This is a genomic window from Pseudogracilibacillus sp. SO30301A, from assembly GCF_037072025.1.
GTDB lineage: Bacteria > Bacillota > Bacilli > Bacillales > Amphibacillaceae > Pseudogracilibacillus.
In genome coordinates this window covers 39,268-64,079 of sequence record NZ_JAXHDD010000004.1, presented here as the reverse complement: position 1 = coordinate 64,079, position 24,812 = coordinate 39,268, and the positions used below count along the sequence as shown (strand labels likewise).

Below are 24,812 nucleotides of genomic sequence, written 5' to 3'. Positions count from 1 at the left end.
AACTTGTCCGATATGGCAGCTCAACTAAGAGAAGGCGTTATGCTATCAATCAGTATCCTCCATGAAGCGGCATGTTTTTTCGTGAGTACCAATTTTTTTTAGAAGGAGGCCACTATGTCAGCAGAATATTTAGTTTCTATTTTAAAGCCGATGCTTGAAGGAGCACAAGCGACAATTCTTTTGTTTTTTATCGCGATTCTCTTATCCATTCCCCTCGGTTTTTTAGTAACATTAGCCGTTCGCAGCAGATTTAAAATGGTCTCTTGGCTGGCGAATATTTTTATTTATTTGATGCGTGGGACTCCATTACTACTCCAATTATTGTTTTTTGTATTTGGCTTACCATTACTACCTGTAATCGGGGAGTACTTAGTGCTTGACCGTTTCGTTGCAGCTAGTTTAGCATTTATTTTTAATTATACCGCCTATTTTGCGGAAATTTTTCGTGGGGGTTTAATTGCGATTGATAAAGGACAGTATGAAGCGGCTCAAGTATTAGGATTAAATAAATTTCAAACGACGACTCGTGTCATTTTACCACAAATGATTCGAACCGCATTACCAGCTGTAGCGAACGAGTCTGTAACTTTAGTAAAAGACACGGCATTACTGTACGCTGTAGCCGTTCCTGAACTACTGCATTTTGCTCAAACAGCTGTAAACCGTGATTTTACCATTGTACCATTTTTCTTCGCAGGGGTTATTTATTTATGTATGACACTCGTCTTAACGGTATTCTTTAAGTACTTAGAACGACGATTTAGTTATGAATAAGAAGGGATGACTTACATGTCAATTTTAGAAGTAAAACATTTGAAAAAATCCTTTAGAGACGTAGAAGTGTTAACGGATTTTTCTTTTTCAATGAATAAAAATGATGTAGTCGCCGTTATTGGCCCTTCCGGTTCTGGGAAAAGTACGATGCTACGTAGTTTGATTTATCTTGAAGAAATCAATGGTGGAAGCATTGCTGTTGATGGAGCTTATTTAGTGCAGGAAGGTGTGTATGCTAAACAACATGAAATAAAGAAAATTACTGCTAAAATGGGAATGGTGTTCCAACATTTTAATTTGTTTCCACATTTAACAGTAAAACAAAATTTAGAGCTGGCACCACGGATGCTGAAGAAGGATATAAATATAGAAATTGAAAAGCAGACGAAAAGCTTATTGGAAAAAGTTGGTTTAGAATCAAAAGTCAATGATTTACCTTCCAGATTGTCTGGTGGGCAGAAGCAAAGGGTAGCAATCGCCCGGGCGCTTATGCTGAATCCGAAATTATTATTATTTGATGAACCGACTTCGGCACTGGATCCTGAACTCACGGAAGAAGTATTGGCAGTCATGAAGCAGCTTGCCGAAGATGATATGACGATGATTATTGTGACACATGAAATGGCTTTTGCCAGAGATGTAGCAGATCATGTTTTATTTATGGATGAAGGGAAAATTATCGAGTCTGGTTCTCCACATGATGTCTTATTACATCCAAAAAAAGAGCGAACAAAACTTTTTTTACATCGAAGTTTACAACAATAAATTTTTATGAAATAAGTCAAGCTTTGGCGTTTTTATAGTATTACCTCAACTTTCGCACCAAAAAATGGGGTCAAACATATACTCAGATAAGATGGGAAATTTTTCAAGTTATTACCTTGATAATCTTGGTAATGATAAGGTTGTTTTGTACAATATGGCTAAATTGCAACTAACTGTTGGTTGATATTGGCTGTGTTCCTCTTCTTACACTTTTTCAATTGTCCGCAGCGCTCCACCACCAACTAGGCAGAGCTCAGAAAAAGTTAAAGTTAAGTATAAAACGATTATATCTAAGATTAGGATAGTCTAGTGCCACCCCCTATCTAATCTCGGTGAACATCTATAGTGATCCCATATTCAATAACCTTGCACATAGGGTAAAGGCCTATTCGCAAGGTTATTTTGGGTTTATAGCAAAAAGCATTGTTATTAATACAATAATAGTTACGAACATTGTAAAGTGCTAACATTCAAACACTTTCATCCTTCATCAGTTTTAAAAACTCATTTAATTTAATTCTTGCCTTTGGGCTTAATGTTTTAACGGTATCCATTAATTGAATAAAGTCTTCTGAAGGATCATCGAAGTCTTCTGAAAAAAAGGTTGCTAGATTTGTTTCAAGTGCGGTCAATACTTTTTCTAACATATCTATATCGGGAATAGCACGTCCATTTTCAAATCTACTAATATAGGACTGTGAAACATTTACCTTATTGGCGACTTCTTGGGTTGTGAGTCCCTTTGCTTTTCGTAGAATTCTTAACTTTGCACCAATATTGTTATCCATCACATAGACCCCTTTAACGTTATTTGTTCTTATATACTAGTCTATCCTTATTAAAATTAAACGCATAAAATATTATTGTTTTAGAACTAATAGTTATAATTATCTTGACAAATAGTAATAATAATCATAATATGGTATGTAATTAGAATCGCTAGAAATAAATGCAAGGTGAGTCAGAACTTTTATTAAAAATAGAGTCTAATGTGAGGGGGAGGGGGAGTTTATGCAAGTTGAAAGGGTAGAGCGTTGTTTGTAATAAGTTTATAGTTTTTAATGTGTAGGACATTAAAAATTTTTGGGCGATCTAAAAGAATGTTGAAACGGTAGAATAGTTAGAAAATAACTGACGGACAGGTGAAAAAAGACTTCTGATATAAAGATGAAGCCATACAATGATAACTCTTTTGAAATAAGTGATGAATTACTTATCGACGCATACAATAAGGCGATACAATCAAGGTTAGACAAAGCATTTATTAAGCTGTTAAAAGAAGAGATAGAGCGAAGAAAAAAGAATAATGATAAAAAAGAGCAATAGTGTGATGTACACCCCTAGAGTTAGACCAAAAATATAACTTTAGGGGTATTTTGTATGGTCAAATATGATATAGCATATAAACTATCAGTTATTAAAGCGTATTTATCAGGCGAAGAAGGATATAAAAAGTTAGCTGAAAATTCTGCTTACTTAGCCATAACACGATTAAAAACAATGAAGGTTGCATTTCCGATTTGATATGTCTTTTCAAAAACGTCTGTGACTTGTACGCAAATTTAATTTGAAAGATGGTAACTGTCAGAAAATAAGCAGCACAAATAAGGGGCTCACCGGCACCCCTTAAATCTAAAATCTGGTTAATTTTTTGTGGGAAGAATAGGCTCCGCTGTTATCACTGAATGCAAGTCTTCCAAAATGGCATGGGATTGCTTTTTCATTGTGGAAATATTGCCTCGTATTGGGCAGAATCGTTCGGCTGCCTTGGAATCCCGGAACGTTCCGGAGGTCTTTTGCTGAACCTTTACCATACACACGTTTCTTTCTGCCTGATTATTGTCGATAGGGTATGTGGGTTATCGTATAAATCCAAGAGCTGCGGCACAATATTCCTAAAGGCGATCTAACATATTTTTCGCCGGACTTTGCTTTTTCCTCCCTCTCTTTAGTTAAGTTGCTGGCTGTGGGGATATAAACGCTCATCCTCAGCCAATCCAACCATATTATTATCTAGTTAACTATTAAAAAAATGAAATAAAATTTATCCTGAAAAATATTGTTGTAGGTTGACATGTATTGCTGTACATTATATACTAAAAATAGTTAACCGGTTAACTATAATATAATCACAATAAGCATAGGTGAAAAAATGGATAAAAAAGTAGAAGCTATAGAAGCTTTGCAACAATTAATTAAAGAAAGAGAAGCAGCTGACAGAAGAAGAAAAGGAATGAAAGTAAGTCAGGAAGATGCAATTATTTCAGATTGGACATTGACACAATTACACATCGTTGCAACAATTAAAGAAAAAGGAAAGGCGAATAACACCATGCTCTCTGAAAGTTTAAATGTATCTAAGCCAGCGATTACAAAAGCAGTAAGAAAGCTATTAGAACATAATGTCCTTGTAAAAACACAACAAGAAGATAATAAAAAGGAAGTATATTATCTTCTAACTAAATCAGGAGAGATGCTTGCGCTTATCCACGATCAATTACATGAGCAGGCAAAAAAACGTTATTTACGTATCTTTGATGAGTTTAATACGACGGAATTAGAGACGATTATTCGATTTTTATACGCTGTTACTGAAAATATTAAGTCACATTAATGTGTAAAAGGAGAATAGATATGTCTCGGCAACGAAGTCAGACAAAAATACTTGCGTTGTATTTATTAAGTATAAGTAGTTTTTTTGCTTCTTTAAATCAAAATATTTATACACCGGTAATTCCACTTATTCGAGATTCTTTTAGCGTATCTGTTAATTGGGTGAATTTTACTGTCAGCAGTTTTATCTTTATTATAGCGATGGTTCAAATCTTTCTAGGAACGGTGATAGATACTAAGAATCAAAAACGGTTGTTAGTCTTTAGTTTCATTTTAATTAGTCTCTCGAGCATCGTCTGTGCGTTCACAATCAACTTCATGCTCTTTATGGTATTTAGGATTGTTCAAGCGATTGGTGCTGGTATTATTCCCTTGGTTACGATAAATATGATTTCGCACTTATTTGAAGGAGAGGCAAGAGGGAGCGCAATGGGTACGTATCAAATATTACTTACCCTTGCCCCAGCGGTTTCTCCAATATTAGGAGGAATAGTAGGCGAACATTATGGCTATCAAGGGATTTTTCTATTTCTTTTTCTTGTTGCCGTTTTATTGCTTACGTTTATTATGTATGCACTTCCTAACAATATTAAAAGAAAAGACAGTCAAGGTAAGTCTAGTAGCTTGCCTGAAGTCTATCGTGCTATTTTTTCGAATCGTGTAGGTTTTGTTACGATGACAGTAAGCTTTTTTGTCTTTTTTATCTACTTTGCCATTCTTGTATTTTTACCGATATTACTCAACGATCATTATCATATATCATTGCAAAACATTGGTTTATTATACTTACCTTTAACTGTTAGTATGATTTTGGGCAGTGTTATCTTTAAAAAGATACAGAAGACATTGGCGTTGAGGAAGCTGTTTATCATTGTTTTATTTTTCATGCCTTTGTTAATTATAGCTTTTGGTTTTCTGCATACGAAATCAATCATCGGATTAGGGGTTTTGCTGTTTGCGTACGGTATAACAGTTGGGTTTGCACCGCCGCTATTTTCAACAGTTATCAGTAACGAATATTGTGAACATAGAGGAGCTGCCTTAGGACTGTTTAATTTTATCCGTTATTTTGGTATGGCGATTGGTGGAATGTTCACCGGATTAACTCTTGTTCTGCCAAGTGCGCTCATCTTTATACTTTTGGGAGTTTTGCTTTTTCTTATTTCTCTATTCCAATATCCGTGTTTAAAGAATAGAACATTTTAATAAAAATTTTTATATCACTGTAAGAGGATGTTCAAAAAGCCCGGTAAAAATGACACTGTGAATTTCGCACGAATGCTTGTTTCTCCGCTACTCATGTATCTAAATGCATACATTCCGCTGACGGGAGCTGCGCCGCCTCGAACTTCTTGGTCCTTTTTATCCTCCATTTTTGAACACGCACTGTAATAGTTTTAAAAGAAATAGTGGAACGTTCACGACTGTTTCATCTTTCTTTATACTGGTAATTTTGGGAATTTACCATTGCAGAATTTCGTTTCGCTATTAATTGGTATCACGGGTAAAAACCGTGTGTAAGTTATTTTACAAAGTTAGTTTCATATACGGAACTGCGTAAAGTTTGTATCAAAATATATGATAAAATACTCATGCCATCCACATAATTAATAAAATGCATAAACGCATTACGCCCAACTGGTTTATATTCAGTTGGGCTTTGTTTTTCTTATTTATTTTAAAAATTTTTCCCTTGGTATTTGGCATTTCTTAAAAATCTTGTTGAAGTTGTGAAGAATATGAGAGGGGCAGTCATCATCTACCTTTGCAGTTGTTCAGTATAGACGAACAAGTTCTTTTGAATGTTGAATATCTATCATTTCCTCACAAAATAATTTTTAATAAATCTATGAGCTTGTGCTGACTGGATCAATTGGTGTATAAATGGTCCAATCCTCATACTCTTTAAAACACAACACTTACCAATCCACCATCTATTTTGGGAGGTTAGGATATTAGTTCATGAATTTTTCCTTGCACAATCAATTACTGCCCCCCATTGATATCCCCGCGTAGTTCGCGTCTATATATAAATGGTACTAAAAATATTCCTAGCACACCTGAAAGTGTTAATAACAAGTATTGCATTGAACTCAAATTAGTACTAAACCCATGGAGAAGTGGATTTAACCATTCAAATATATAGGAAAACAACCAGAAGGTAGAAAAACCACGTGCTATCGGTGGCAACATCGATACACCTGCGAACCCTCCTGCAGCAAAAAATGTTCCGATAAATGTAATGATAATAATCGGCTGAAGAATATGAAATCGTTTCAAGAAGTGAGCTATAATCATGCCTATGGTAGCACACATGATCATTACTGGTATCATAATCAAATAAACCTGTATGAGATGATGCAGATCCAGTTGAAAGGCAAAGATTCCTAGCAATAAGGTTGGTAATGAAGCTAGTATGGCAACCGTTCCAGACGCAAGCATAATGCCATACCCTGCTGCATGTATACCCACAGGAGTTAACAAAATTTCCTTTCTTGTTCTGTTTTCTCGATCAAAACTAAATAAATTGGCAGCAACGATCGTGGCACTTAACATTAGTGACAACAAAAATGCACTACCTGCGAAAAAAGCAGAACGTGGTACAGCATAAGGTTTTTCTGTCAATAGATTTGTTTCTATTTGTAAATCGCCACGATGATCCATTTCTTTTAACAATCCATGTTCCAATCTAAGTTTAACGTTTTTCATCATATCTGTATTGATATTATAGGTGTCAGTATAAACTTTGTTCGTATTTTGAAAATCCTCAGGTATTGTAATGACCATGTGGAGGCGTCCTTCTTTGACACCATCTTGCGCTTTCTCAGAGTCAGTTTCTATAACGTTGAAATAAGGTGCTAACTCGGAATGCACACTTTCAAGACTATTTATAAGCTCATGAGAAGCTCCAGTATCTGATTTATCAATTAAACCAATTGGCCAGCTATCACTTCCACCCATGATAGTGGATACTAAAATTAAAACTACAATTGGCAATATAAATGGCGTCACAAGCAACTGTTTTTGCCGTCTTAATATTTTTAAGTTTCTTTTATATACTGCAATCATGGCGTAAAGCCACGCCTTCATTCCCATTTTCATTCCTCCAATTTCAATTTTATTGTCCACCGGAAAGACGTAACCCTTTACGCAGCGTATAAACGGATGCTACACCAAACACTAAAATAAGACCTGTCGTCATGACCAAACTCATCATATTAAACGAACTACTACCTGTAATAATTAATAAACGAAGCTGGTTTGTGATATCAGTTACTGGAATATATATTGCGATCTTCCATATGGACTCAATCACTCCTCCATGAGCAAATCCCCGAATAGAAGATTCGTTACCAGAAATCAAATATATAGATATCCCAATAAGGGCAGACAGTGTGACGATCGGTAATGTTTTTTTAATCGTTGATGCTGCTAAAGCACCGATAGAAGCACCAAGCAAAAATAAAATAAATAACCAAAACACAAACGTCATATTCATACGGGTTAGTGGAAAATCTAGTATGAATAATAAAACAGCCAAAACTAACAGTGTAGATACGAACGTCTGAATAAATGATGTTATCCACTTGCCTAAAATCAAGGCTGAAAAGCTTACAGATGTCAAAATTAATTCTTTAGCCGTTCGATCTTCCCATTCTCTAGCCAATAACATCCCGGTATTTACCATGGCAGCATATAATACGGCAAACACCAATAATCCAATGCCTGTGTACCATTTAAAAGAAACATCCTGCTCAAATTTTGAAAAACCTTTATCCACCGAAATGTTTTGGTCTGGAGCAAGCTTTTCCTGGAAAAGGTATATTGCATGCGACAAACGAAGTTGTAAATTCTTGGTCGTATCTGCATTCATGTTATGAATGCTTAGAGTTAACTTTGGAACCTCACCATTTTCGATACTTTCATCAAAAGACGGCGGAATTTCTATTAGGCCTGCAACCTTTCCGGAATTGTATTGCTTGGACGCCTTTTCGGGATCCGTCGTAAGTATTTCAAAATAAGATCCATCAACCGACTTCATTTCTTCCATCATCTCAACGAACTGATCACTATATACACCGTCAGAACCTTTAGAAATGGCAACGGGGTTGGTAAATGAGAGCTGCGCTACAAGCGAATACAAGAAAATAAACACAACTGGAACAAGAATGCTTAGGATAAGCATAGCTGGATTACGGGAGGAAATTTTCAAGTCCTTTTCAACAATCGATCGGATAGCTGTCAACATATCAATCACCCCTAATTTCTTAACTGTTTTCCTGTAAAGTGTAAAAATACATCATTTAAAGTCGGCTCTCGCATTTCAAATCTCCCCATTACATCTGAAAGTGGTTCAACTTTTTTCATAATGTCAAAATGAGAATCCTTGTCAGGTATGGAAACCTGAACAGTCGTTTGATCTACTTTTGTTTCATAATGAGAATGTAAATAATCGTATGCCTTCTCTGCCGATTGTTCTGAGTCAAATTGAAATATCAACAGATTTTGGTGAATCTTTTCCTTAAGTGACTGTGGTGTTCCACGTACAACCTCTTCTCCATGGTCAATAATCATAATCTCGTCAGCCAGATATTCCGCCTCTTCCATGTTATTTGTTGTCAAAAGTACCGTTTTTCCTTCAGAAGCGAATTCACGTATATGGTTCCAGATTGAGTTTCTGGATTGTACATCAACACCAAGGGTCGGCTCGTCAAGAAGGATAATCTCAGGCTCCGTTATTAAAGCACGTGCAAGGGCTAAACGCCGTTGCATGCCACCGGAATAAGTTCCAACGCGATCATGTTGCCGCTTTGTCAACCCTACAAGATTTAATACCTTATCTGTATAATCATGCCACTTACTTTTTTCCAGCCCATAGTACCCGGCATGAAATAACAAATTTTCCTTAGCAGAAAGATCATTATAGAGAGCTGTTTCTTGCGGTACAACCGAAATCAAACGCCTAACCTTTTTCATATCTTTTACCGGGTCGAGTCCAAGCACCTTAATATTTCCAGCAGTTGGTCGATTTAACCCATTGACCAAATTGATAGTTGTTGTCTTGCCCGAACCATTTGGTCCCAACAAACAAAATATTTTTCCCTTGCTGACATTAAGGTTCAAATCCTTCAATGCATAAAATGTACCCCCTTTATTTTTATAAGCCTGCTCAAGTTCTTTCGTTTCAATAGCTACCATACATATTACCTCCAATTTATTAAGTACTTACTTAGTATTATGGGAAAAGAAAAGTATCAACTTGTTTTGATACCTTCACATAATGCCTGAATAGTCGTTTCTAAATATAACTTATGTTCTATTTCTGTACGTGATTTTCCATAAGTCATAAAGTAAATGAATAATGAACCTATGAAATGTCTGGAGAGCGATTGTTGATCAATCTGCTTAATTTCTCCGTTTTGAGCCCTCTTTTCCAAAAATCTGCTAAGTGCTACAACCCCTTCATTAATGAGTTTTTCTAACTTTCCCGCCATCATTTCGTTTCTTTGCGCTTCGCCAAAAACCAAAATAACAAATGAAGATTTATTAACCATGAGTTCCAATAACCTTTTACCTAGTCTATAAAGAGTTTGGTCGACTGGGAGTTCATCATGAAATTGAAGAATATGCTGCACATCTTCTAAGAAATTATGTTTTGCTAAAACCGCATGCAAAAGTTCCTCTTTTGATGAAAAATAGTGATATATTAGCCCATCGGTTACACCAGCTTCCTTTGCGATGTCTTTCACTGTTGTACCAGTATATCCTTTTAAGGAAAACAACTCTAAAGCTGTATCAATTAATTTTTCCTTGCTTTGTGCCGATCGATCGGATTGTTTCATCTTATTCACTCATTTCTAACCAATTATACTTACTAAGCGCTTACTTAGTATAAAGTTTAGTATATGAAATATTTATTGTCAAGTCAACTTATGGAAATATCCGCCTTCCATTTTTGTTTTTAAATCATGGAATTTCCGTATTAGACAGATCACCTCACTATGTAACAATCATCCAGTTCGTATCTCTTTCTAGCGAGAGTATATATTGTGAAATCTGTGTTGCTTTCGTCGTTCCATCCAAATACTTCACCGTAGCTCATGCCTTAATCCGACTATCTTGTTCTTGATAAACAGGATTGACATGCTCAGAAAACGTATAGTTTTTAACGATGGCTCGGAAGGCATAATAAGCAAGTCATTGATCAGTCGCCCGCTAGAATCCCCGCCAAGGAAAAAGGAAGGTGTGGAAAACGTTGCTATAGCATTGTTTTGGCGTCATCTGCAAATTAGGAGTGAGAGTAGGAGAAAGAGAGCCGAAGCCCTTTTATAAAGAACTCAGCTCCTTATTCTTTTACACTTTTCATCTTCATTCTAAACTAATAAGCTATACTCATAATTGCTTCATATTAAGTGTTAATACAAATGAAATAAAAGCCTCTACAATATTGAGTTGTAATGCATCTGTATAATAATACATTGATGTGTTGCGAGTTAAAGGTTTTCCAGCTGAGTCAAACAATGGCTTTATCGTTAGTTCCTTATAAGGATCTACTACTAACTGTGCTAAAATACCGTATCCTAATTTATTTAATATCATTTCTTTACATGTTTCTACTTGATTGACATAAATATTTGTATATGGATCTTCTTTATAATGTGTATACCACCAATTATTAATCGTGTTTTTCATTATGCGGTCAGTATGATAATCGATTCTAGGCAAAGATGGGAGTTGATCCCATTCAAACGGCCAAGGAGCTGCTACACAAACATTTTCTTCATAAAGTATTTCTCTACTTTCTTTCCAAGGATAGTCTCCCTTTATAAATCCTATATGAACTTCACGATTTAATACCATTCGATACATTTCACTACTCCAACCAGTAACGACTTTGCATTCAATTCCCGGATGTTCGCGCTGGAATAAGCTTAGTAGTTTTGGCATTTTATATCGTGCAAAAAAATTTGATACTCCTACTTTCAATGTTCCAGTTACCATATTCTTCATATTATTTAATTTTTCCTTCAGTTTTTCCTGTTCATTTAACATCTTTTGGGCATGTTTTACGATAACTATCCCTTCAGGCGTGAAGGAAATTCCTCTTCTTTTTCGGATTACAATTTGCAGTCCAAAATCTTCTTCTAACTTTTTTAATCGAGAAGATAAAGTAGATTGTGAAAGATATAATTGTTCAGAAGCATGTGTAATATTCTGAGTTTCATATAATGTATGTAACAATTCCCAGTCTCGAATATGCACCGGCGCTTCCTCCTTTTTTTCAGCCATTGATTTTATCGATGTCTAGTGATTATTAATATATACTTCAAAAAAGCTAAAATCAACCATATAGTGAAATAGAGAGGCTATTTTGTATTTTTGAAATAGACTATAAGAAAATAGGGAGGTTTTTTATTGTGAGTGTTTCATTTGTTCATGGACTTGAAAATGTTGTTGTAAGCGAAACAGAAATATCCTTTTTAGACACAGAGATAGAAAAAATTGTAATTAGAGGGTTGGATTTAATTGAGCTTTCCTCTACCTATTCATATCTGGACATTGTGCATCTTTTGCTTGAAGGAGAATTGCCAAATGAGACGGAACGACTAATATTACAAAAAGAGTTATCAGAGAAACAATCAATCCCTGAAGAATTACTACAAGTCTTTTCGATATTCTCGCCAGATTATCACCCTATGGATGCCCAACGTACGGGGGTTTCTATATTAGCTAATTATGACGATCAATTGGATGATAACTCAGTAGCAACAAATAAACAGCGTGCTTATCAATTACTTGCACAACTTCCTACATTGACTGCTACTAGTTATCGGATATTAAATAATCAGGAAGTTATCTCTCCTTTGAAAGAATTATCTTACAGTGCTAATTTTCTATATATGATTACTGGTAATATTCCATCTGAAGAAGAAGAGAAAATATTTGATAAATCGTTACTGTTATATAGCGAACATGAAATGCCTAATTCAACTTTTGCAGCCCGTGTAATCGCTTCAACTAATTCTGACTTATATAGTTCTTTGACAGGTGCAGTTGGCTCTTTAAAAGGAAATCTTCATGGCGGAGCTAATGAAGCGGTAATGCATTTGCTAAATGAAGCTGGAGATGTAAAGAATTTTGAAACAATTTTGTATAAAAAATTACAAAACAAAGAAAAAATAATGGGATTTGGCCACCGTGTATATATGAAAAAAATGGATCCTCGTGCTGAGATCATGAAGCAATCGCTAGCAAGCCTTTGTCGTCATGATGGCGATTACACACTTTTGGAAATGTGTGAGGCTGGAGAAACAATCATGAGGGAAGAAAAAGGCTTATACCCTAATTTAGATTATTATGCAGCACCTGTGTATTGGAAATTAAATATTCCAATTCCGCTTTATACACCAATTTTCTTTTGCTCTAGAACAGCTGGTCTTTCGGCACATGTTATAGAACAACACGATAATAATCGTATTTTCAGACCGAGAGTAAATTATATTGGGAAGCAGTACAAGTAATGCAACTGGCAGGTTGTATGACTACTCCCCTTATAATTGGTAATTCCATTAGTCATTATAACAACTACATCACAGAAAGGAAAGATTTTATTTGTTAAAAATGAATGAACGAACTGGGACAGATGAAATTATTGAAGAAATAACAAATTATGTATTAAATAAAGAAATTACAAGTGAGGAAGCTTATAATACAGCTAAATATGTTTTATTAGATACAATTGGCTGCGGAATTTTAGCTTTAAATTATCCAGAATGTACGAAACTTCTCGGGCCTCATGTGCCTGGAACTGTTGTGCCAAACGGAGTGAAAGTACCAGGGACAAGTAATGTACTTGATCCTGTAAAAGGTGCATTTGATATAGGGGTTTTAGTAAGATGGCTAGACTTTAATGATACATGGTTAGCGAAAGAATGGGGACATCCATCTGATAACTTAGGTGGTATTTTAGCTGTAGCAGATTATGTGAGTCGGACTCGAATTGCAAATGGTAAATCTCCGTTACTAGTTAAAGAAGTATTAGAAATGATGATTAAAGCACATGAAATTCAAGGGATTCTAGCTCTGGATAACAGCTTAAATCGTGTCGGACTTGATCATGTCTTTTTCGTTAAGATTGCATCGACAGCAGTTGTCACGAAAATGTTAGGTGGTGGACGGGAAGAAATCAATAATGCATTATCTAATGCTTGGGTTGATAATGCATCTTTACGAACGTATCGTCATGCGCCCAATACAGGATCACGGAAGTCATGGGCTGCAGGAGATGCTACAAGCCGAGCCGTCTTTTTAGCTCAAATGGCAATAAAAGGAGAAATGGGTTATCCAAGTGCTTTAACAACGCCAGGATGGGGATTTCAAGATGTCATGTTTAAGGGGGAAACAATCACTTTACAACGTGCACTAGATTCGTATGTCATGAAGAATATATTGTTTAAAGTATCTTTTCCAGCTGAATTCCATGCTCAAACAGCTGCAGAAGCGGGCGTAGTCCTACATCCAGAAGTAAAAGATCAACTGAATGAAATTAAAGAAATTATAATTAACACTCATGAATCTGCAATTAGAATTATCGATAAGACCGGACCATTGCATAACCCGGCTGATCGGGATCATAGTCTGCAATATATTACAGCGATAGCCTTGATGAAAGGAAATATTGTTGCCGAAGATTATGAAGATGAAGCAGCAAAAGATCCGCTAATTGATACACTACGTGAGAAAATGACTATTGTTGAAGATGAACAATATACGAAAGACTACTTAGATCCAGAAAAACGTTCTATTGCTAATGCTGTTCAAGTTACTTTTACAGATGGAACAATGACGGAGAAAATTGAGTTTGAATATCCATTAGGACATCGTTTTCGACGAGAAGAAGCATTTCCACTAATCATCGATAAGTTTAAGGAAAATATAGCAACACAGTTTGCGAATAAACAAAAAGAGAATATTGAAGAAGCTTGTCTAAATATGGATGATCTTCCTCAAATGACTGTAAACGAATTTATGGATCTGTTTGTTAAATAAGTAAGTTACAGAACAATTTGTTCTTTTATGCAACTAGGAGGCTAAATCATGGCATGGATTGTGAATAACCAAACACCACAGACAAAGTTAGCAGAACAGTTTAAGACACTTATTTCTAAAAAAGAAATTTTACAAATACCTGGTGCACATGACGCAATGGCAGCTCTGATTGCCAAAAAAGCAGGGTTTAAGTCGCTTTATTTATCAGGCGGGGCGTTTACGGCGAGTATGGGGTTGCCTGATCTAGGTATCCTCACATCCACAGAAGTAGCGGAGCGTGCAAGAGAATTAATTCGGGCAACAGATTTACCAGTACTTGTCGATATTGATACGGGATTTGGTGGTGTATTAAATGTAGCTCGTACTGCAACGGAAATGCTAGAAGCAAGGGTGGCAGCTGTTCAAATAGAAGATCAGCAATTGCCAAAGAAATGTGGCCATTTGAATGGAAAACAACTTGTTACAATAAAGGAAATGGTTCAAAAAATAAAAACGATTAAAGAAGTTGCTTCTTCTTTAATCGTCGTTGCCCGTACCGATGCTCGAGCGAATGAAGGGATTGAACGAGCAATTGAACGAGCACAAATGTACGTAGAAGCAGGAGCAGATGCGATTTTCCCTGAGGCATTGGAATCAAATGAAGAATTCAAACGCTTTTCTAAATATGTGAATGTTCCTTTACTGGCTAATATGACAGAGTTCGGTCAAACCCCTTACTTAACAGCGAAGCAGTTCGAAAGCTTGGGTTATGCAATGGTCATTTATCCTGTTACTTCTTTACGTGTAGCCGCTAAAGCATATGAACAGGTATTTAATCTAATCAAAACAGCAGGAACACAGAAAGACGCTATTCTGGATATGCAAACGAGAAAGGAATTGTACGAAACAATTTCCTACGATGATTTTGAAAATCTTGATCAGACAATTGCTAAAACAGTATTAACGAAAAAACAATTATAAATAAATGGAGAAAAGGAGTAAACGTGATTTTACTCCTTTTTCAAGATAAATAGTGGCAAACAAATGGGGATAGGAGCAGAGATTGTTTCTCAAATTTTACATGATAACCATATTTATTAAATGTAATTGTATGTCACTTCAAAACATGGTGTGAATGAATTTTATTTCATTCACACCATGTTTTGACGCTGATGAGCACAATGTTTGAAAAATAAACATTAGATAGGGGGAATTGAGATAATACAAAGCATTGCTTATCACTTTTTGGTATGTGACGGCAATCGTTTTATTTATCGTTTTAGCCATATACAGTGCTTTAACTACAGAGCGTAAAATGAAAACGATGCTGCATATGACAGAGACAATAATGGAGACGATATTCCACAGCAGTACATGGAGTTATTAAAACAAAAGACCCTCCATGATTGGGTTAAAAATGTGATAATCATACTTATATTTTTTCCGATGATTTTTAAACCGTGGTAAGCAGGGGACTGGGTATTAGTACAAGAGGGGTAAAGTTGACAGCTTGTTAAATAGTGTGGTTTAATATGAATGAATATAAAAACATTCATTATAAAAGGTTGAGGATTTATGGATATAAAAACAAATATATTTATATGTGGTAAAGATTTGTTCAGTACAAAAGGATTCAAAAAAACGAATGTTAAAGAAATAGCTGAAATGGCGGGTATAGGTGTTGGTACATTTTATAATTACTATAAATCTAAAGAACAACTATTTATAGAAATTTATGCACAGGAGAATGAGAAGCTGAAAAACCAACTTATTGAATCGTTGGATTTGACTCTAGAGCCTGTGACATTGATTAGTCAATTACTAATAGAAAATTACGAGGCCATTCATGCAAATCCTATATTGAAAGAATGGCATAATCAAGATTTTTATAAGGAACTCGAACAACATTATAAAGATGGTAACAACCGGACTATTGATTCTGTTCGCAGTTTTTATTTGGACTTACTTAAAGACTGGAAAGCTCAAGGGAAAATAAGGGATGATATTGATGAAGAACTTCTGCCAGCTTTTTTTGATTCTATAACCTGTATTGACACGCATAAGGATGAAATTGGCATTCAACATTTTCCACAACTTATGCAATATTTAATCGAATTTATTATACAGGGATTAACCAACCATCAAAAGTGATGCGTGGTTTTTATTATGGTTGAGTGAATGAATTTAGTTATATTCATTCACTCAACCATTATTTAAAGTTCTCGTCCACACAAGCTATTTAACAGCTTGTCATAACGATAAAACATATGAATTAGCAGGGAGTTGAAAGGATTGAACAGAGTTAAAATCACAGTTTTTATTAGTGTTTTTGTTGCAATGTTGGGGGTAATGCTGCTTGCCCCAATCACTCCGTCACTAATACGGGAATTGGGATTAAAAGAAATTCATTCTGGAATTTTGATTTCTTCCGGCTCCATTATGACAGCTGTTATGGCTCTAGTATGGGGAAAAATTAGTGCTATAAAGGGAAGGAAACCAGTTATACAAATTGGACTAATTGTAATGTCGATTAGCACAGTACTATCGACTATTACTTTTTACAGTGGTCTGCAACATTGCATTGCTGTGTTCCTAAAAGGTATTGCAGAGATTTTGCCGCTTTGTCGTTTTGTACTAAGCCGCCCCAATGTAAAGACCTGAATGGGAAGGAATCTTCTGTATGTCCCAAAAGAAAGTGAACGATTTTCTTAATTTTATTTTGAATTTTGGTTGAAAAAGTTATAATAAACCTAACGTATTTCAGTGCCTATTTTATGATACAATAAACAAATAAAGCAATTCTCGAGCACAGTGGAGAGCGGGAATTTTTTAAAATGATACTACATCTTCGTTCTGAATAAGATTTCATTAAAGAAATGAAGAACATCTACAAAATGGAGGCAAAATGGAGGTATGTTATTTTTTATAATTTTTCTTATCACTTATTGGAACAGTTTTAGATTTAAAAAAACTTTGTGCAAGGGGGTGGGTACTTGTGGAATATATTGTTATGGCTGCTCGGTGGGCTCATATTATCGGGGGCTTCTTGGCATTATTTGTATTTTGGATTCCAATCATTACGAGAAAGGGAAGTAAGATTCATCGTCGCAGTGGCTGGGTATATGTGGTTGCCATGAGCATTGTGTCCATTTCAGCATTATATATGGGAGTTTATCGTCTCGCGTGGGATTCATCATTTGATGCAGAGGATGTTCCATTTTCTTGGTTTCTGATTTTTATTGCTATTTTAAGTGGTGGGGCTGTATGGTATGGATTACGAGTTCTTCGTTATAAAACGCGCAGAATAGCACATAGAAAAGTGATTGATCTATTGCTGCCGATACTATTACTTGTCTCTGGTATTGCCATTAGCATATATGGCTGGAAAATTGATTTTCCATTATTGAAATTTTTCCCTATTGTAGGTGTGTTTTTGGGAGGAGCTCAACTACAATACTGGTTGTCAGCACCGACTAGAAGATCGCATTGGATAGTAGAACATATTATAGGTATGATGACGTGCTGTATTGCTACCGTTACTGCATTTACTGTATTTGGTGCACCGAGACTTCTTCAGATTGAATCGGTAAGTTTGGTTGTATGGGTTATCCCAATCCTTGTATTTGTTCCGCTTATTATTGGATTCACTACCTATTATACAAATAAAATGGACGGAAAACGTTCTGCATCTTGAACGTACGAAAAGAATATTTCCAATAATCAATTAATATTTTTTTTATTTCCCTATAAAAATCGGTACAATTTCTCAAAACTCTATTTAAAAATAAGGGATGAGGAGAAACAAATGAATAATAATTATGTTGCCTACAAAAAGTTACAGTCCGGCAATGAGAAGGATTTTCATGATTTAGTCTTATTATTCAATGATGTATTTGAGACTGAAAATGACGTAAATAAGGAGAATATTAGGCAATTGCTGAACAATCCAAGTTTTGTATGTGTTGTTGCTATTCGTCAATCTGAAGTAATAATTGGCGGAATAACTGCTTATGAGCTCATGTCGTATGATAAGGTTGGATCTGTGATGTATGTTTATGATGTAGCAGTTCAAACTATCTATCAGCGAAGTGGGATTGGCAGCAGATTGTTTTCTGAGTTATTAGCGGATTGCAGGCAAAAAGGAATAAAGGAACTATTTGTCCAAGCGGAGGAAGCTGATGCCCATGCCGTTCAATTTTATCAGAAATTGGGTGGCGAATCTCTTAAAACACGTCAGTTTCATTTTAATCTATAAATCTTAAAAGGTTGGAGAAGAAGCAGCAAAATCTATCAGCCTTGGATCTAGAATCTGACATGTAAGGACATCTGGTTAGAAGGTCGAGCGCTCTTATTTAGGTTTTATCGACTTAAGGCTTGTAGATGAATTTAGGCTATCTGTTTAGAGAGGTAGTCCATTGATTATGGATATAAAACAGAGGCTGATTGATACAAGAACTTTTTCTTACGAAGTTGTTCTAATAGTCTATCATTTGAATTAAGATTAATAACATTTATTTCATGTTGAAAAATAGTAAAATAAATGACAAATTAGATTCAGAGGAGTATTTTTTTGAAGAAAAATTATTGGATGATCACATTCGGTATGGTTTGGACTGTTGTCTTCGCAGCCATGAGCTTTTACTGGGCAATGGGTGGCCTCATTGGCGCGAGATCCCTTGGCGGCTCAATTTATGAGATGGCTTTAAATCCTCCAAGATCTTTTGTCATCATTTTATGGCTTACAGGGATAATTAAATTGTTTGGCTTGCTATTATTGTCATTGCTACTTCTTCAATGGAGGAAGCCAATAATAAGCAGCGTACTTTTTTATGTGACTAAAATAGTGGGTATTATCCTGTTCTTTTATGGATTTCTTAATTTCACCACTATTACATTAAGTCAGTTTCATATTTTAGATTTTGATTTAGAATTATATGCAGTATTGTGGAGGTTACTTTTTTGGGAACCGTTTTGGATGATTGGTGGTATTTTTTACTTTTTTTCTGTTAAAAATAGTGTAGAAATCAGATTATCCGCATAAACATTGGATTTATCAATCCGTTTAAAGGATTAAGTAATCCATTTTACCACTAATTTACTACTTTTGGATGAGTCTTGATACGACTATATATCCTAGAAAAGTGAAGATCAATAAAAGATACTTCCATTATGAAAATTAAATATGAAATAGATAGGCACTTCAAATTGAGGTGTCTATTTTTTGTGCGAACTGTTTAGAAACAGACAATTGTTTTGACCAAACTAAATGAAAAGGAGAATGACCATGATGTCTTTAAAAGAGCAAGAAATATATGAAGATAAGGTCATGGAATGGATTGACGACAATTTTGTATTAAATGAGATAGAAATTGAAGATTATCCGTTTTTTCTTCATGGAAAACTGGTACGTGATAAACAAGGAGAAACAATGGTTGTATTTTGGTGTGTGATTTATGGACGAGTAGATTATCGTTTTCAAGACGCATAAGGAGTGATGAATCATGCAGATGTTTAACTCTCGTTCCCCACCCGCTCCCTTTAAGTCTTACTTTGAATTATGAATCAAAAACTAAAACAAGAAAAGAGGTCTGTATCATGGAACTAAAATATGTAATCCCGAACATGGAAAAAACATTTGGTAACTTAGAATATGCAGGAGAAGGAAACGTCGAACAGCGACGGATTAATGGACGAATGACCACTCTATCTCGTAGTTATAATCTCTATTCAGATGTTCAACGGGCAGATGATATTGAAGTCATCCTTCCCAATGAAGCTGGGGAAAAATTCTTTGAACATGAGGACAGCGTAAAATTAGTCAATGCACGTATTACCGCAGAAGGTTATAAAATTGGGGATCGAGGTTTTACAAACTATAAATTACATGCTGACGATATCGTCAAGGCATAAGGAGGATTCACACATGCGATTAGCACAAGGCATAATTATTGATAAGGAAAAGACTTTTGGAATATTGAAGTTTTCGGCATTACGAAGGGAAGTCTTTCTTCAAAATGAGGATGGGACGGTATCAACTGAAGTAAAAGAACGTACCTATGATTTAAAATCCAGAGAACAAGGGCGTATGATTCAAGTAAGTATCCCAGCTTCTATTCCATTAAAAGAATTTGATTATAACGCACAGGTCGAAATGGTCAATCCTGTAGCTGATACCGTTGCAAACGCCACTTTTCGTGGTGCAGATGTCGATTGGTTCATAAAGGCAGATGATTTGGTGTTAAAAGGAAAGGCTGCACCAATTAATGATAAGTCCGTAAAAACCCCACCAGATAAGGATAAATAAATATGAGCCTTTTAAAAAAACGAGGGAAACGAATTAAAAAAAAAGACGCTTCCCTCGTTTTTCAATTTGTATTTACTCGGTTATTTGGAACATGGCTTCTCTTATTTACACCCTTTCATCTATCCTTTTTGGTATCTACTGAATGGCAGCTTGATACATTTCAAGCTCACTTTATTAGTACGTATGGATTAATGACGCTGCTTATCAGTCTTGTATTGACAGGCGGTTGTGCTTTTGTCTATTACCATTATCGCTATGACCACCTCAAACAGATTATTCACCGTCAAAAACTCTCTAAAATGATACTGGAAAACGGTTGGTATGAAACAAAACAAGTCGCCAAAGAGAGCTTTTTTAAAGACATCCCTTCTGATAAAGCAAAAGAGAAAATCAGTCATTTTCCCAAAATGTATTATCGGTTTGAAAAGGGATTGTTGTATATTCAAGCGGAAATTACGCTCGGAAAGTTTCAAGAACCGCTCTTAAACTTGGAAACAAAGTTAGAAAGCGGTTTGTATTGTGAATTGGTTTCAAAGGAATTACACGATTCTTATGTGGAGTATGTACTTTTCTATGACATGATTGCCAACCGCATTTCCATTGATGAAGTGGTGGCACAAGATGGTAGCTTAAAACTCATGGAATCTTTCTATTGGGAATATGACAAGCTGCCGCATATGCTGATCGCTGGCGGCACAGGTGGCGGAAAAAGTTATTTTATTCTTACACTGATTGAAGCCCTATTAAAGACAGACGCAAAGCTATATATACTAGATCCTAAAAATGCCGATTTAGCGGACTTATCTGCTGTCATGCCTGATGTGTACTATAAAAAGGAAGATATGACCGCTTGTATTGACCAATTCTATGAGGACATGATGACACGAAATGAAGAAATGAAAACAATGCCTAACTATAAGACAGGAGAAAATTATGCTTATTTAGGCTTGCCTGCTCGCTTTTTAATTTTTGACGAGTATACCTCGTTTATGGAAATGATTGGGAAAGAGAGCGTCAAAGTCATGAGTAAGCTGAAACAAATTGTTATGCTTGGCAGACAATCTGGCTTCTTCCTTATCCTTGCCTGTCAACGACCAGACGCAAAATATCTTGGGGATGGGATTCGGGATAATTTTAATTTTCGGGTTGCTTTAGGACGCATGAGTGAACTCGGATTTGGCATGGTTTTCGGATCAGATGTACAAAAACAGTTTTTCTTAAAGCCCATCAAAGGACGAGGTTATGTGGATAAAGGGGATAGTGTCATTTCTGAATTTTATACACCCCTGGTACCAAAAGAACATGACTTTTTACAGACGATTGAAACACTTGCAAAAGTAAAACAAACATCATCATAAGAAAAAGAAATGGAGAAATAAGAAGAATGGATATTAAGAAATTGGAAGTCTGTCATACACCAACGGAAAAGTGTACCCTTTGCCTTTGTTTGCATACAGATCAATTCACAATAGATTGTGACCAATATATTATTGACCGATACAAAGACTTTACTGTCAATCCCAAAGCACGATTTTACTCAAAAATAGATAAGCTGATTGATGAGATTATTCGTGAAGTAAAAAAGCCGCCTTTCCAATTTAGAATGCGTTTAGATAGCCGCCACAGTATTACTAATAGTAATATTTATTACCAATTTCAACTTTTTGATAGAGACTCACTCAAAAGCGATATTCTATCTGAAGTGATTGTCCATGAGCATTTAGAGCCAGAGGTTGATTTTGTAGTTATTTATATTGGAATACAAGGGGGATCAAAAGCAGACGACAAAGACGGGTTTTACGGTCTCCAACCGTAAGTTCCGTCTTTGTCGGGCAGGGCTTGCCCTGCCCCGTATTAACCCCCCGTTTCTAACAGGGGGGCACAAATACAACTGGAAACAGACAATTCTTATCAACAAATGTTGATGGCACAAGGGATTGTAGAAAATGAGACAGATGTAAACTGGGGCTTCCTAGTTTACATCTTTTTTGATTGGAGGGTTGCGAGTGAAAAAGGAAAAGACTTGGATGGAGGAATTGAAAGAAAAGCGATTGGCTTATGGCGTTTCTCAAAATAAATTGGCGGTCGCTGCTCATATTACCAGACCTTATTTATCGGATATTGAAACAGGTAAAGCCGTACCTACCCAACAGCTTAAAGAAGATTTGTTCAACGCTTTGGAACGCTTCAATCCCGATAACCCATTGGAAATGTTATTTGACTATGTTCGGATTCGATTTCCTACCAATGATGTAGCTCATATTATCGGTACAGTTTTACGTTTGAATATGGACTATATGCTACATGAAGACTTTGGCTACTATTCTTACCCAGAGCATTATCGTTTCGGTGACATTATCGTCATGGTCTCTCACGATTTAAGTAAAGGTGTTTTATTGGAACTGAAAGGAAAAGGCTGTCGGCAGTTTGAAAACTTTCTATTGGCTCAACACCGTAGCTGGTATGACTTCTTTCAAGATTGCATGGAACATAAAGGTATTTTCAAACGCTTGGATTTAGCCATCAACGATAAAACAGGGATTTTGGATATTCCAGAGTTGGCAAAGAAATGTAAACAGGAAGAATGTATTTCCGTCTTTCGCAGCTTTAAAAATTACCGCAGTGGCGAATTGGTTCACCGTGAGGAAAAACCAGACATGGGAAACACCCTTTATATTGGCTCACTAAAAAGTGAAGTCTATTTCTGTATATATGAGAAAGATTACGAGCAATACGTGAAAAATGATGTTCCCTTAGAAGACGCAGAAGTAAAGAATCGGTTTGAAATTCGGTTGAAAAATGACCGAGCCACCCAAGCCATGAAAGATTTATTGGAACATCAACATGCGGAAAAGACAGCCTTTGAGATTATTAATCGCTATATCCGCTTTGCAGATAAAGACGAAACAAAACGTCGTAGTCAATGGAAAACCAATGAACGCTGGGAATGGTTTATCGGCAAGAATCGAGGAGCTTTACGCCTAACGACAAAGCCAGAACCGTACTCTTTTGAACGGACATTGAACTGGTTACACCATCAAGTCGCCCCTACGTTAAAAGTCGTCAATATTTTAGACGCTTTAAACGGAACAACGATTATTTCCACCATGATTCATGAAGCCGAGTTGACGGAGAAGCATGAGAAATTAATTGAACAACAACATCTGGCAATGAAGGAACTGATTACATGAGCCTTTTAACAGAAGAATTAAAGAAATTAGGGTTTCATTGTGGCATTGAGTTTCAAGTGTACACGCAAGATACAGGTAAATATACGTCACTCATTATTGAAGGAAACAGACAGGCTGGTCAAGCCATCTATACCTATGATTTTTACAAAGTGACGTTTTATCCGAATTATACCAATCGAGTAACCATTTATGGGGAGCATTTAACCCCCTTTCAATTGTTAAAACGTGTAAAGAATTATATCTATTATCGAGAAAAATATCTAAAGCAAAGGAGGACAACCACATGAATTTTGGGCAGAATTTGTACAACTGGTTTTTAAATAACGCCCAATCGTTGGTACTGTTAGCGATTGTCGTCATTGGGCTATTTTTAGGCTTTAAACGAGAATTTTCAAAACTGATTGGCTTTTTGATTATTGCTTTAATCGCTGTTGGTCTTGTGTTCAATGCTGCTGGCGTGAAAGACGTGTTATTAAACTTATTCAATCGAATTATTGGGGCTTAAAAAATTATACCGTTCTTTTGTGAAAGATAAGTGAATTTCTTATCTTTTGCAAAAGAATGGTGCACCAAACGAAGTGCGGTAGGATTTTTGAACTTTTACAAAGAAGGGACATGATGAACGTTGGAAATGAAAGTCTATGTGGCAAATTTAGGACGCTATAATGAAGGCGAATTGGTTGCTGCATGGTTTACACCACCTATTGATGAGGAAGAAATGGCAGAACGAATCGGTTTAAATGAGAACTACGAAGAATACGCCATACACGATTATGAACTTCCTTTTGATGTGGACGAGTACACGCCCATTAGTGAAATTAACCGTTTATGTGAAGCGATTCAAGAAATTGAGGGAACACCTATTTATGATGAACTCAAAGAAATTCAAAGCATGTGGTTTAGTAGCTTAGAAGAATTGCTGGAAAATGTAGATGATATTCACTGTTATAGCGATTGTAATTCGATGGAAGATGTCGCACGTCACTATGTGGAAGAAACAGGACAGCTCGGAGAAGTTCCTTCTAACTTACAAAATTATATTGACTATCAAGCTCTAGGACGTGATATGGAAATCGAGGGGAATTTTCTTGTCACCTCTCATGGCGTCTTTGAGTATGTCTAATAAATGAGTGAAT

Annotated in this window: 30 protein-coding genes and 1 pseudogene; 24 read left to right on the top strand and 7 right to left on the bottom strand. The window is 35.9% G+C overall.

All coding sequences use genetic code 11. The annotated features are described in order from the left end of the window. The first annotated feature begins 114 nt into the window (after positions 1-114). Positions 115-774: an amino acid ABC transporter permease gene (locus SPD89_RS03810; protein WP_336260630.1), complete on the top strand. Its 660-nt coding sequence runs from the start codon at positions 115-117 to the stop codon at positions 772-774. Between the two features lie 15 nt (positions 775-789). After that, the gene (locus tag SPD89_RS03805; RefSeq protein ID WP_336260629.1) at positions 790-1,539 is read left to right on the top strand and encodes an amino acid ABC transporter ATP-binding protein; all 750 of its coding nucleotides are present in this window, start codon (positions 790-792) and stop codon (positions 1,537-1,539) included. A 470-nt stretch (positions 1,540-2,009) separates the two neighbouring features. On the opposite strand, the gene SPD89_RS03800 is transcribed toward SPD89_RS03805, so the two are convergent. Then, positions 2,010-2,327: a helix-turn-helix domain-containing protein gene (locus tag SPD89_RS03800; protein WP_336260628.1), complete on the bottom strand. Its 318-nt coding sequence runs from the start codon at positions 2,325-2,327 to the stop codon at positions 2,010-2,012. Positions 2,328-2,706: 379 nt separating this feature from the next. Here SPD89_RS03800 and sda point away from each other — a divergent pair, with 379 nt between their 5' ends. Next, complete coding sequence (sda, locus tag SPD89_RS03795) at positions 2,707-2,865, top strand: sporulation histidine kinase inhibitor Sda (RefSeq protein ID WP_336260627.1); 159 nt, start codon at positions 2,707-2,709, stop codon at positions 2,863-2,865. Positions 2,866-2,919: 54 nt separating this feature from the next. Next, the gene (locus SPD89_RS03790; protein ID WP_336260626.1) at positions 2,920-3,063 is read left to right on the top strand and encodes a hypothetical protein; all 144 of its coding nucleotides are present in this window, start codon (positions 2,920-2,922) and stop codon (positions 3,061-3,063) included. A 119-nt stretch (positions 3,064-3,182) separates the two neighbouring features. Here the strand turns inward: SPD89_RS03790 and SPD89_RS22855 are convergent, their stop codons facing one another. Then, positions 3,183-3,386 carry a hypothetical protein gene (locus tag SPD89_RS22855; RefSeq protein WP_442961043.1) on the bottom strand — a complete coding sequence of 68 codons (204 nt, stop codon included), beginning with the start codon at positions 3,384-3,386 and terminating at the stop codon, positions 3,183-3,185. A 305-nt stretch (positions 3,387-3,691) separates the two neighbouring features. Between SPD89_RS22855 and SPD89_RS03785 the strand changes: the two genes are divergently transcribed. Continuing rightward, positions 3,692-4,153, top strand: a complete 462-nt coding sequence (locus SPD89_RS03785) for a MarR family transcriptional regulator (protein WP_336260625.1) — start codon at positions 3,692-3,694, stop codon at positions 4,151-4,153. Positions 4,154-4,173: 20 nt separating this feature from the next. Continuing rightward, on the top strand, positions 4,174-5,358 hold the full coding sequence (locus SPD89_RS03780; protein ID WP_336260624.1) for an MFS transporter: 1,185 nt from the start codon (positions 4,174-4,176) through the stop codon (positions 5,356-5,358). Between the two features lie 780 nt (positions 5,359-6,138). Here the strand turns inward: SPD89_RS03780 and SPD89_RS03775 are convergent. From SPD89_RS03775 to SPD89_RS03755, 5 genes are all read right to left on the bottom strand, one after another. Beyond that, positions 6,139-7,281, bottom strand: coding sequence for an ABC transporter permease (locus SPD89_RS03775; protein ID WP_336260623.1), 1,143 nt, complete (start codon positions 7,279-7,281; stop codon positions 6,139-6,141). After that, entirely contained in the window at positions 7,271-8,401 is a 1,131-nt protein-coding gene (locus SPD89_RS03770) for an ABC transporter permease (protein ID WP_336260622.1), read from the bottom strand. Before SPD89_RS03770 ends, SPD89_RS03775 begins: the two co-directional genes overlap by 11 nt. Before the next feature lie 11 nt (positions 8,402-8,412). Beyond that, complete coding sequence (locus tag SPD89_RS03765; protein ID WP_336260621.1) at positions 8,413-9,351, bottom strand: ABC transporter ATP-binding protein; 939 nt, start codon at positions 9,349-9,351, stop codon at positions 8,413-8,415. Between the two features lie 56 nt (positions 9,352-9,407). Further along, positions 9,408-9,995 carry a TetR/AcrR family transcriptional regulator gene (locus SPD89_RS03760; protein WP_336260620.1) on the bottom strand — a complete coding sequence of 196 codons (588 nt, stop codon included), beginning with the start codon at positions 9,993-9,995 and terminating at the stop codon, positions 9,408-9,410. Between the two features lie 550 nt (positions 9,996-10,545). Further along, positions 10,546-11,415: a LysR family transcriptional regulator gene (locus SPD89_RS03755; RefSeq protein WP_336260619.1), complete on the bottom strand. Its 870-nt coding sequence runs from the start codon at positions 11,413-11,415 to the stop codon at positions 10,546-10,548. A gap of 155 nt (positions 11,416-11,570) precedes the next feature. Between SPD89_RS03755 and mmgD the strand changes: the two genes are divergently transcribed. The 18 genes and pseudogenes from mmgD to SPD89_RS03665 all read left to right on the top strand — a co-directional run bounded on the left by mmgD (position 11,571) and on the right by SPD89_RS03665 (position 24,799). Continuing rightward, positions 11,571-12,674 carry a citrate synthase gene (mmgD, locus tag SPD89_RS03750; RefSeq protein WP_336260618.1) on the top strand — a complete coding sequence of 368 codons (1,104 nt, stop codon included), beginning with the start codon at positions 11,571-11,573 and terminating at the stop codon, positions 12,672-12,674. A 91-nt stretch (positions 12,675-12,765) separates the two neighbouring features. Continuing rightward, a complete protein-coding gene (locus tag SPD89_RS03745; protein ID WP_336260617.1) occupies positions 12,766-14,202 on the top strand; it encodes a bifunctional 2-methylcitrate dehydratase/aconitate hydratase in 1,437 nt (478 codons plus the stop codon). Between the two features lie 48 nt (positions 14,203-14,250). After that, positions 14,251-15,162: a methylisocitrate lyase gene (gene prpB, locus SPD89_RS03740; protein WP_336260616.1), complete on the top strand. Its 912-nt coding sequence runs from the start codon at positions 14,251-14,253 to the stop codon at positions 15,160-15,162. Between the two features lie 594 nt (positions 15,163-15,756). Beyond that, complete coding sequence (locus SPD89_RS03735; RefSeq protein ID WP_336260615.1) at positions 15,757-16,332, top strand: TetR/AcrR family transcriptional regulator; 576 nt, start codon at positions 15,757-15,759, stop codon at positions 16,330-16,332. Between the two features lie 141 nt (positions 16,333-16,473). Beyond that, a complete protein-coding gene (locus SPD89_RS03730) occupies positions 16,474-16,842 on the top strand; it encodes an MFS transporter (protein ID WP_336260614.1) in 369 nt (122 codons plus the stop codon). A 349-nt stretch (positions 16,843-17,191) separates the two neighbouring features. Next, on the top strand, positions 17,192-17,875 hold the full coding sequence (locus tag SPD89_RS03725; RefSeq protein ID WP_442961042.1) for a DUF2306 domain-containing protein: 684 nt from the start codon (positions 17,192-17,194) through the stop codon (positions 17,873-17,875). A gap of 111 nt (positions 17,876-17,986) precedes the next feature. Then, complete coding sequence (locus SPD89_RS03720; protein ID WP_336260612.1) at positions 17,987-18,436, top strand: GNAT family N-acetyltransferase; 450 nt, start codon at positions 17,987-17,989, stop codon at positions 18,434-18,436. A 63-nt stretch (positions 18,437-18,499) separates the two neighbouring features. After that, positions 18,500-18,680: pseudogene (locus SPD89_RS03715) on the top strand (dihydrofolate reductase family protein); the annotation flags it as partial. A gap of 71 nt (positions 18,681-18,751) precedes the next feature. Continuing rightward, positions 18,752-19,222, top strand: a complete 471-nt coding sequence (locus SPD89_RS03710; protein ID WP_336260611.1) for a DUF3995 domain-containing protein — start codon at positions 18,752-18,754, stop codon at positions 19,220-19,222. 243 nt (positions 19,223-19,465) lie between these two features. Beyond that, the gene (locus SPD89_RS03705; RefSeq protein ID WP_336260610.1) at positions 19,466-19,669 is read left to right on the top strand and encodes a hypothetical protein; all 204 of its coding nucleotides are present in this window, start codon (positions 19,466-19,468) and stop codon (positions 19,667-19,669) included. 107 nt (positions 19,670-19,776) lie between these two features. Next, positions 19,777-20,091, top strand: a complete 315-nt coding sequence (locus SPD89_RS03700) for a YdcP family protein (RefSeq protein ID WP_336260609.1) — start codon at positions 19,777-19,779, stop codon at positions 20,089-20,091. Between the two features lie 13 nt (positions 20,092-20,104). Next, positions 20,105-20,485, top strand: coding sequence for a YdcP family protein (locus SPD89_RS03695; protein WP_336260608.1), 381 nt, complete (start codon positions 20,105-20,107; stop codon positions 20,483-20,485). A gap of 2 nt (positions 20,486-20,487) precedes the next feature. Further along, positions 20,488-21,843: an FtsK/SpoIIIE domain-containing protein gene (locus SPD89_RS03690; protein ID WP_336260607.1), complete on the top strand. Its 1,356-nt coding sequence runs from the start codon at positions 20,488-20,490 to the stop codon at positions 21,841-21,843. A gap of 26 nt (positions 21,844-21,869) precedes the next feature. Further along, on the top strand, positions 21,870-22,301 hold the full coding sequence (locus tag SPD89_RS03685; RefSeq protein WP_336260606.1) for a hypothetical protein: 432 nt from the start codon (positions 21,870-21,872) through the stop codon (positions 22,299-22,301). Between the two features lie 211 nt (positions 22,302-22,512). Continuing rightward, the gene (mobT, locus tag SPD89_RS03680; RefSeq protein WP_442961041.1) at positions 22,513-23,676 is read left to right on the top strand and encodes a MobT family relaxase; all 1,164 of its coding nucleotides are present in this window, start codon (positions 22,513-22,515) and stop codon (positions 23,674-23,676) included. Next, the gene (locus tag SPD89_RS03675) at positions 23,673-23,963 is read left to right on the top strand and encodes a hypothetical protein (protein WP_336260604.1); all 291 of its coding nucleotides are present in this window, start codon (positions 23,673-23,675) and stop codon (positions 23,961-23,963) included. Before mobT ends, SPD89_RS03675 begins: the two co-directional genes overlap by 4 nt. Then, the gene (locus SPD89_RS03670; protein ID WP_113844524.1) at positions 23,960-24,181 is read left to right on the top strand and encodes a hypothetical protein; all 222 of its coding nucleotides are present in this window, start codon (positions 23,960-23,962) and stop codon (positions 24,179-24,181) included. The genes SPD89_RS03675 and SPD89_RS03670 overlap by 4 nt, the downstream gene beginning before the upstream one ends. A 120-nt stretch (positions 24,182-24,301) precedes the next feature. Further along, positions 24,302-24,799 (top strand): antirestriction protein ArdA, encoded by a 498-nt coding sequence (locus tag SPD89_RS03665; protein ID WP_442961035.1) that lies wholly within the window; start codon positions 24,302-24,304, stop codon positions 24,797-24,799. The last annotated feature ends 13 nt before the right edge of the window (positions 24,800-24,812 follow it).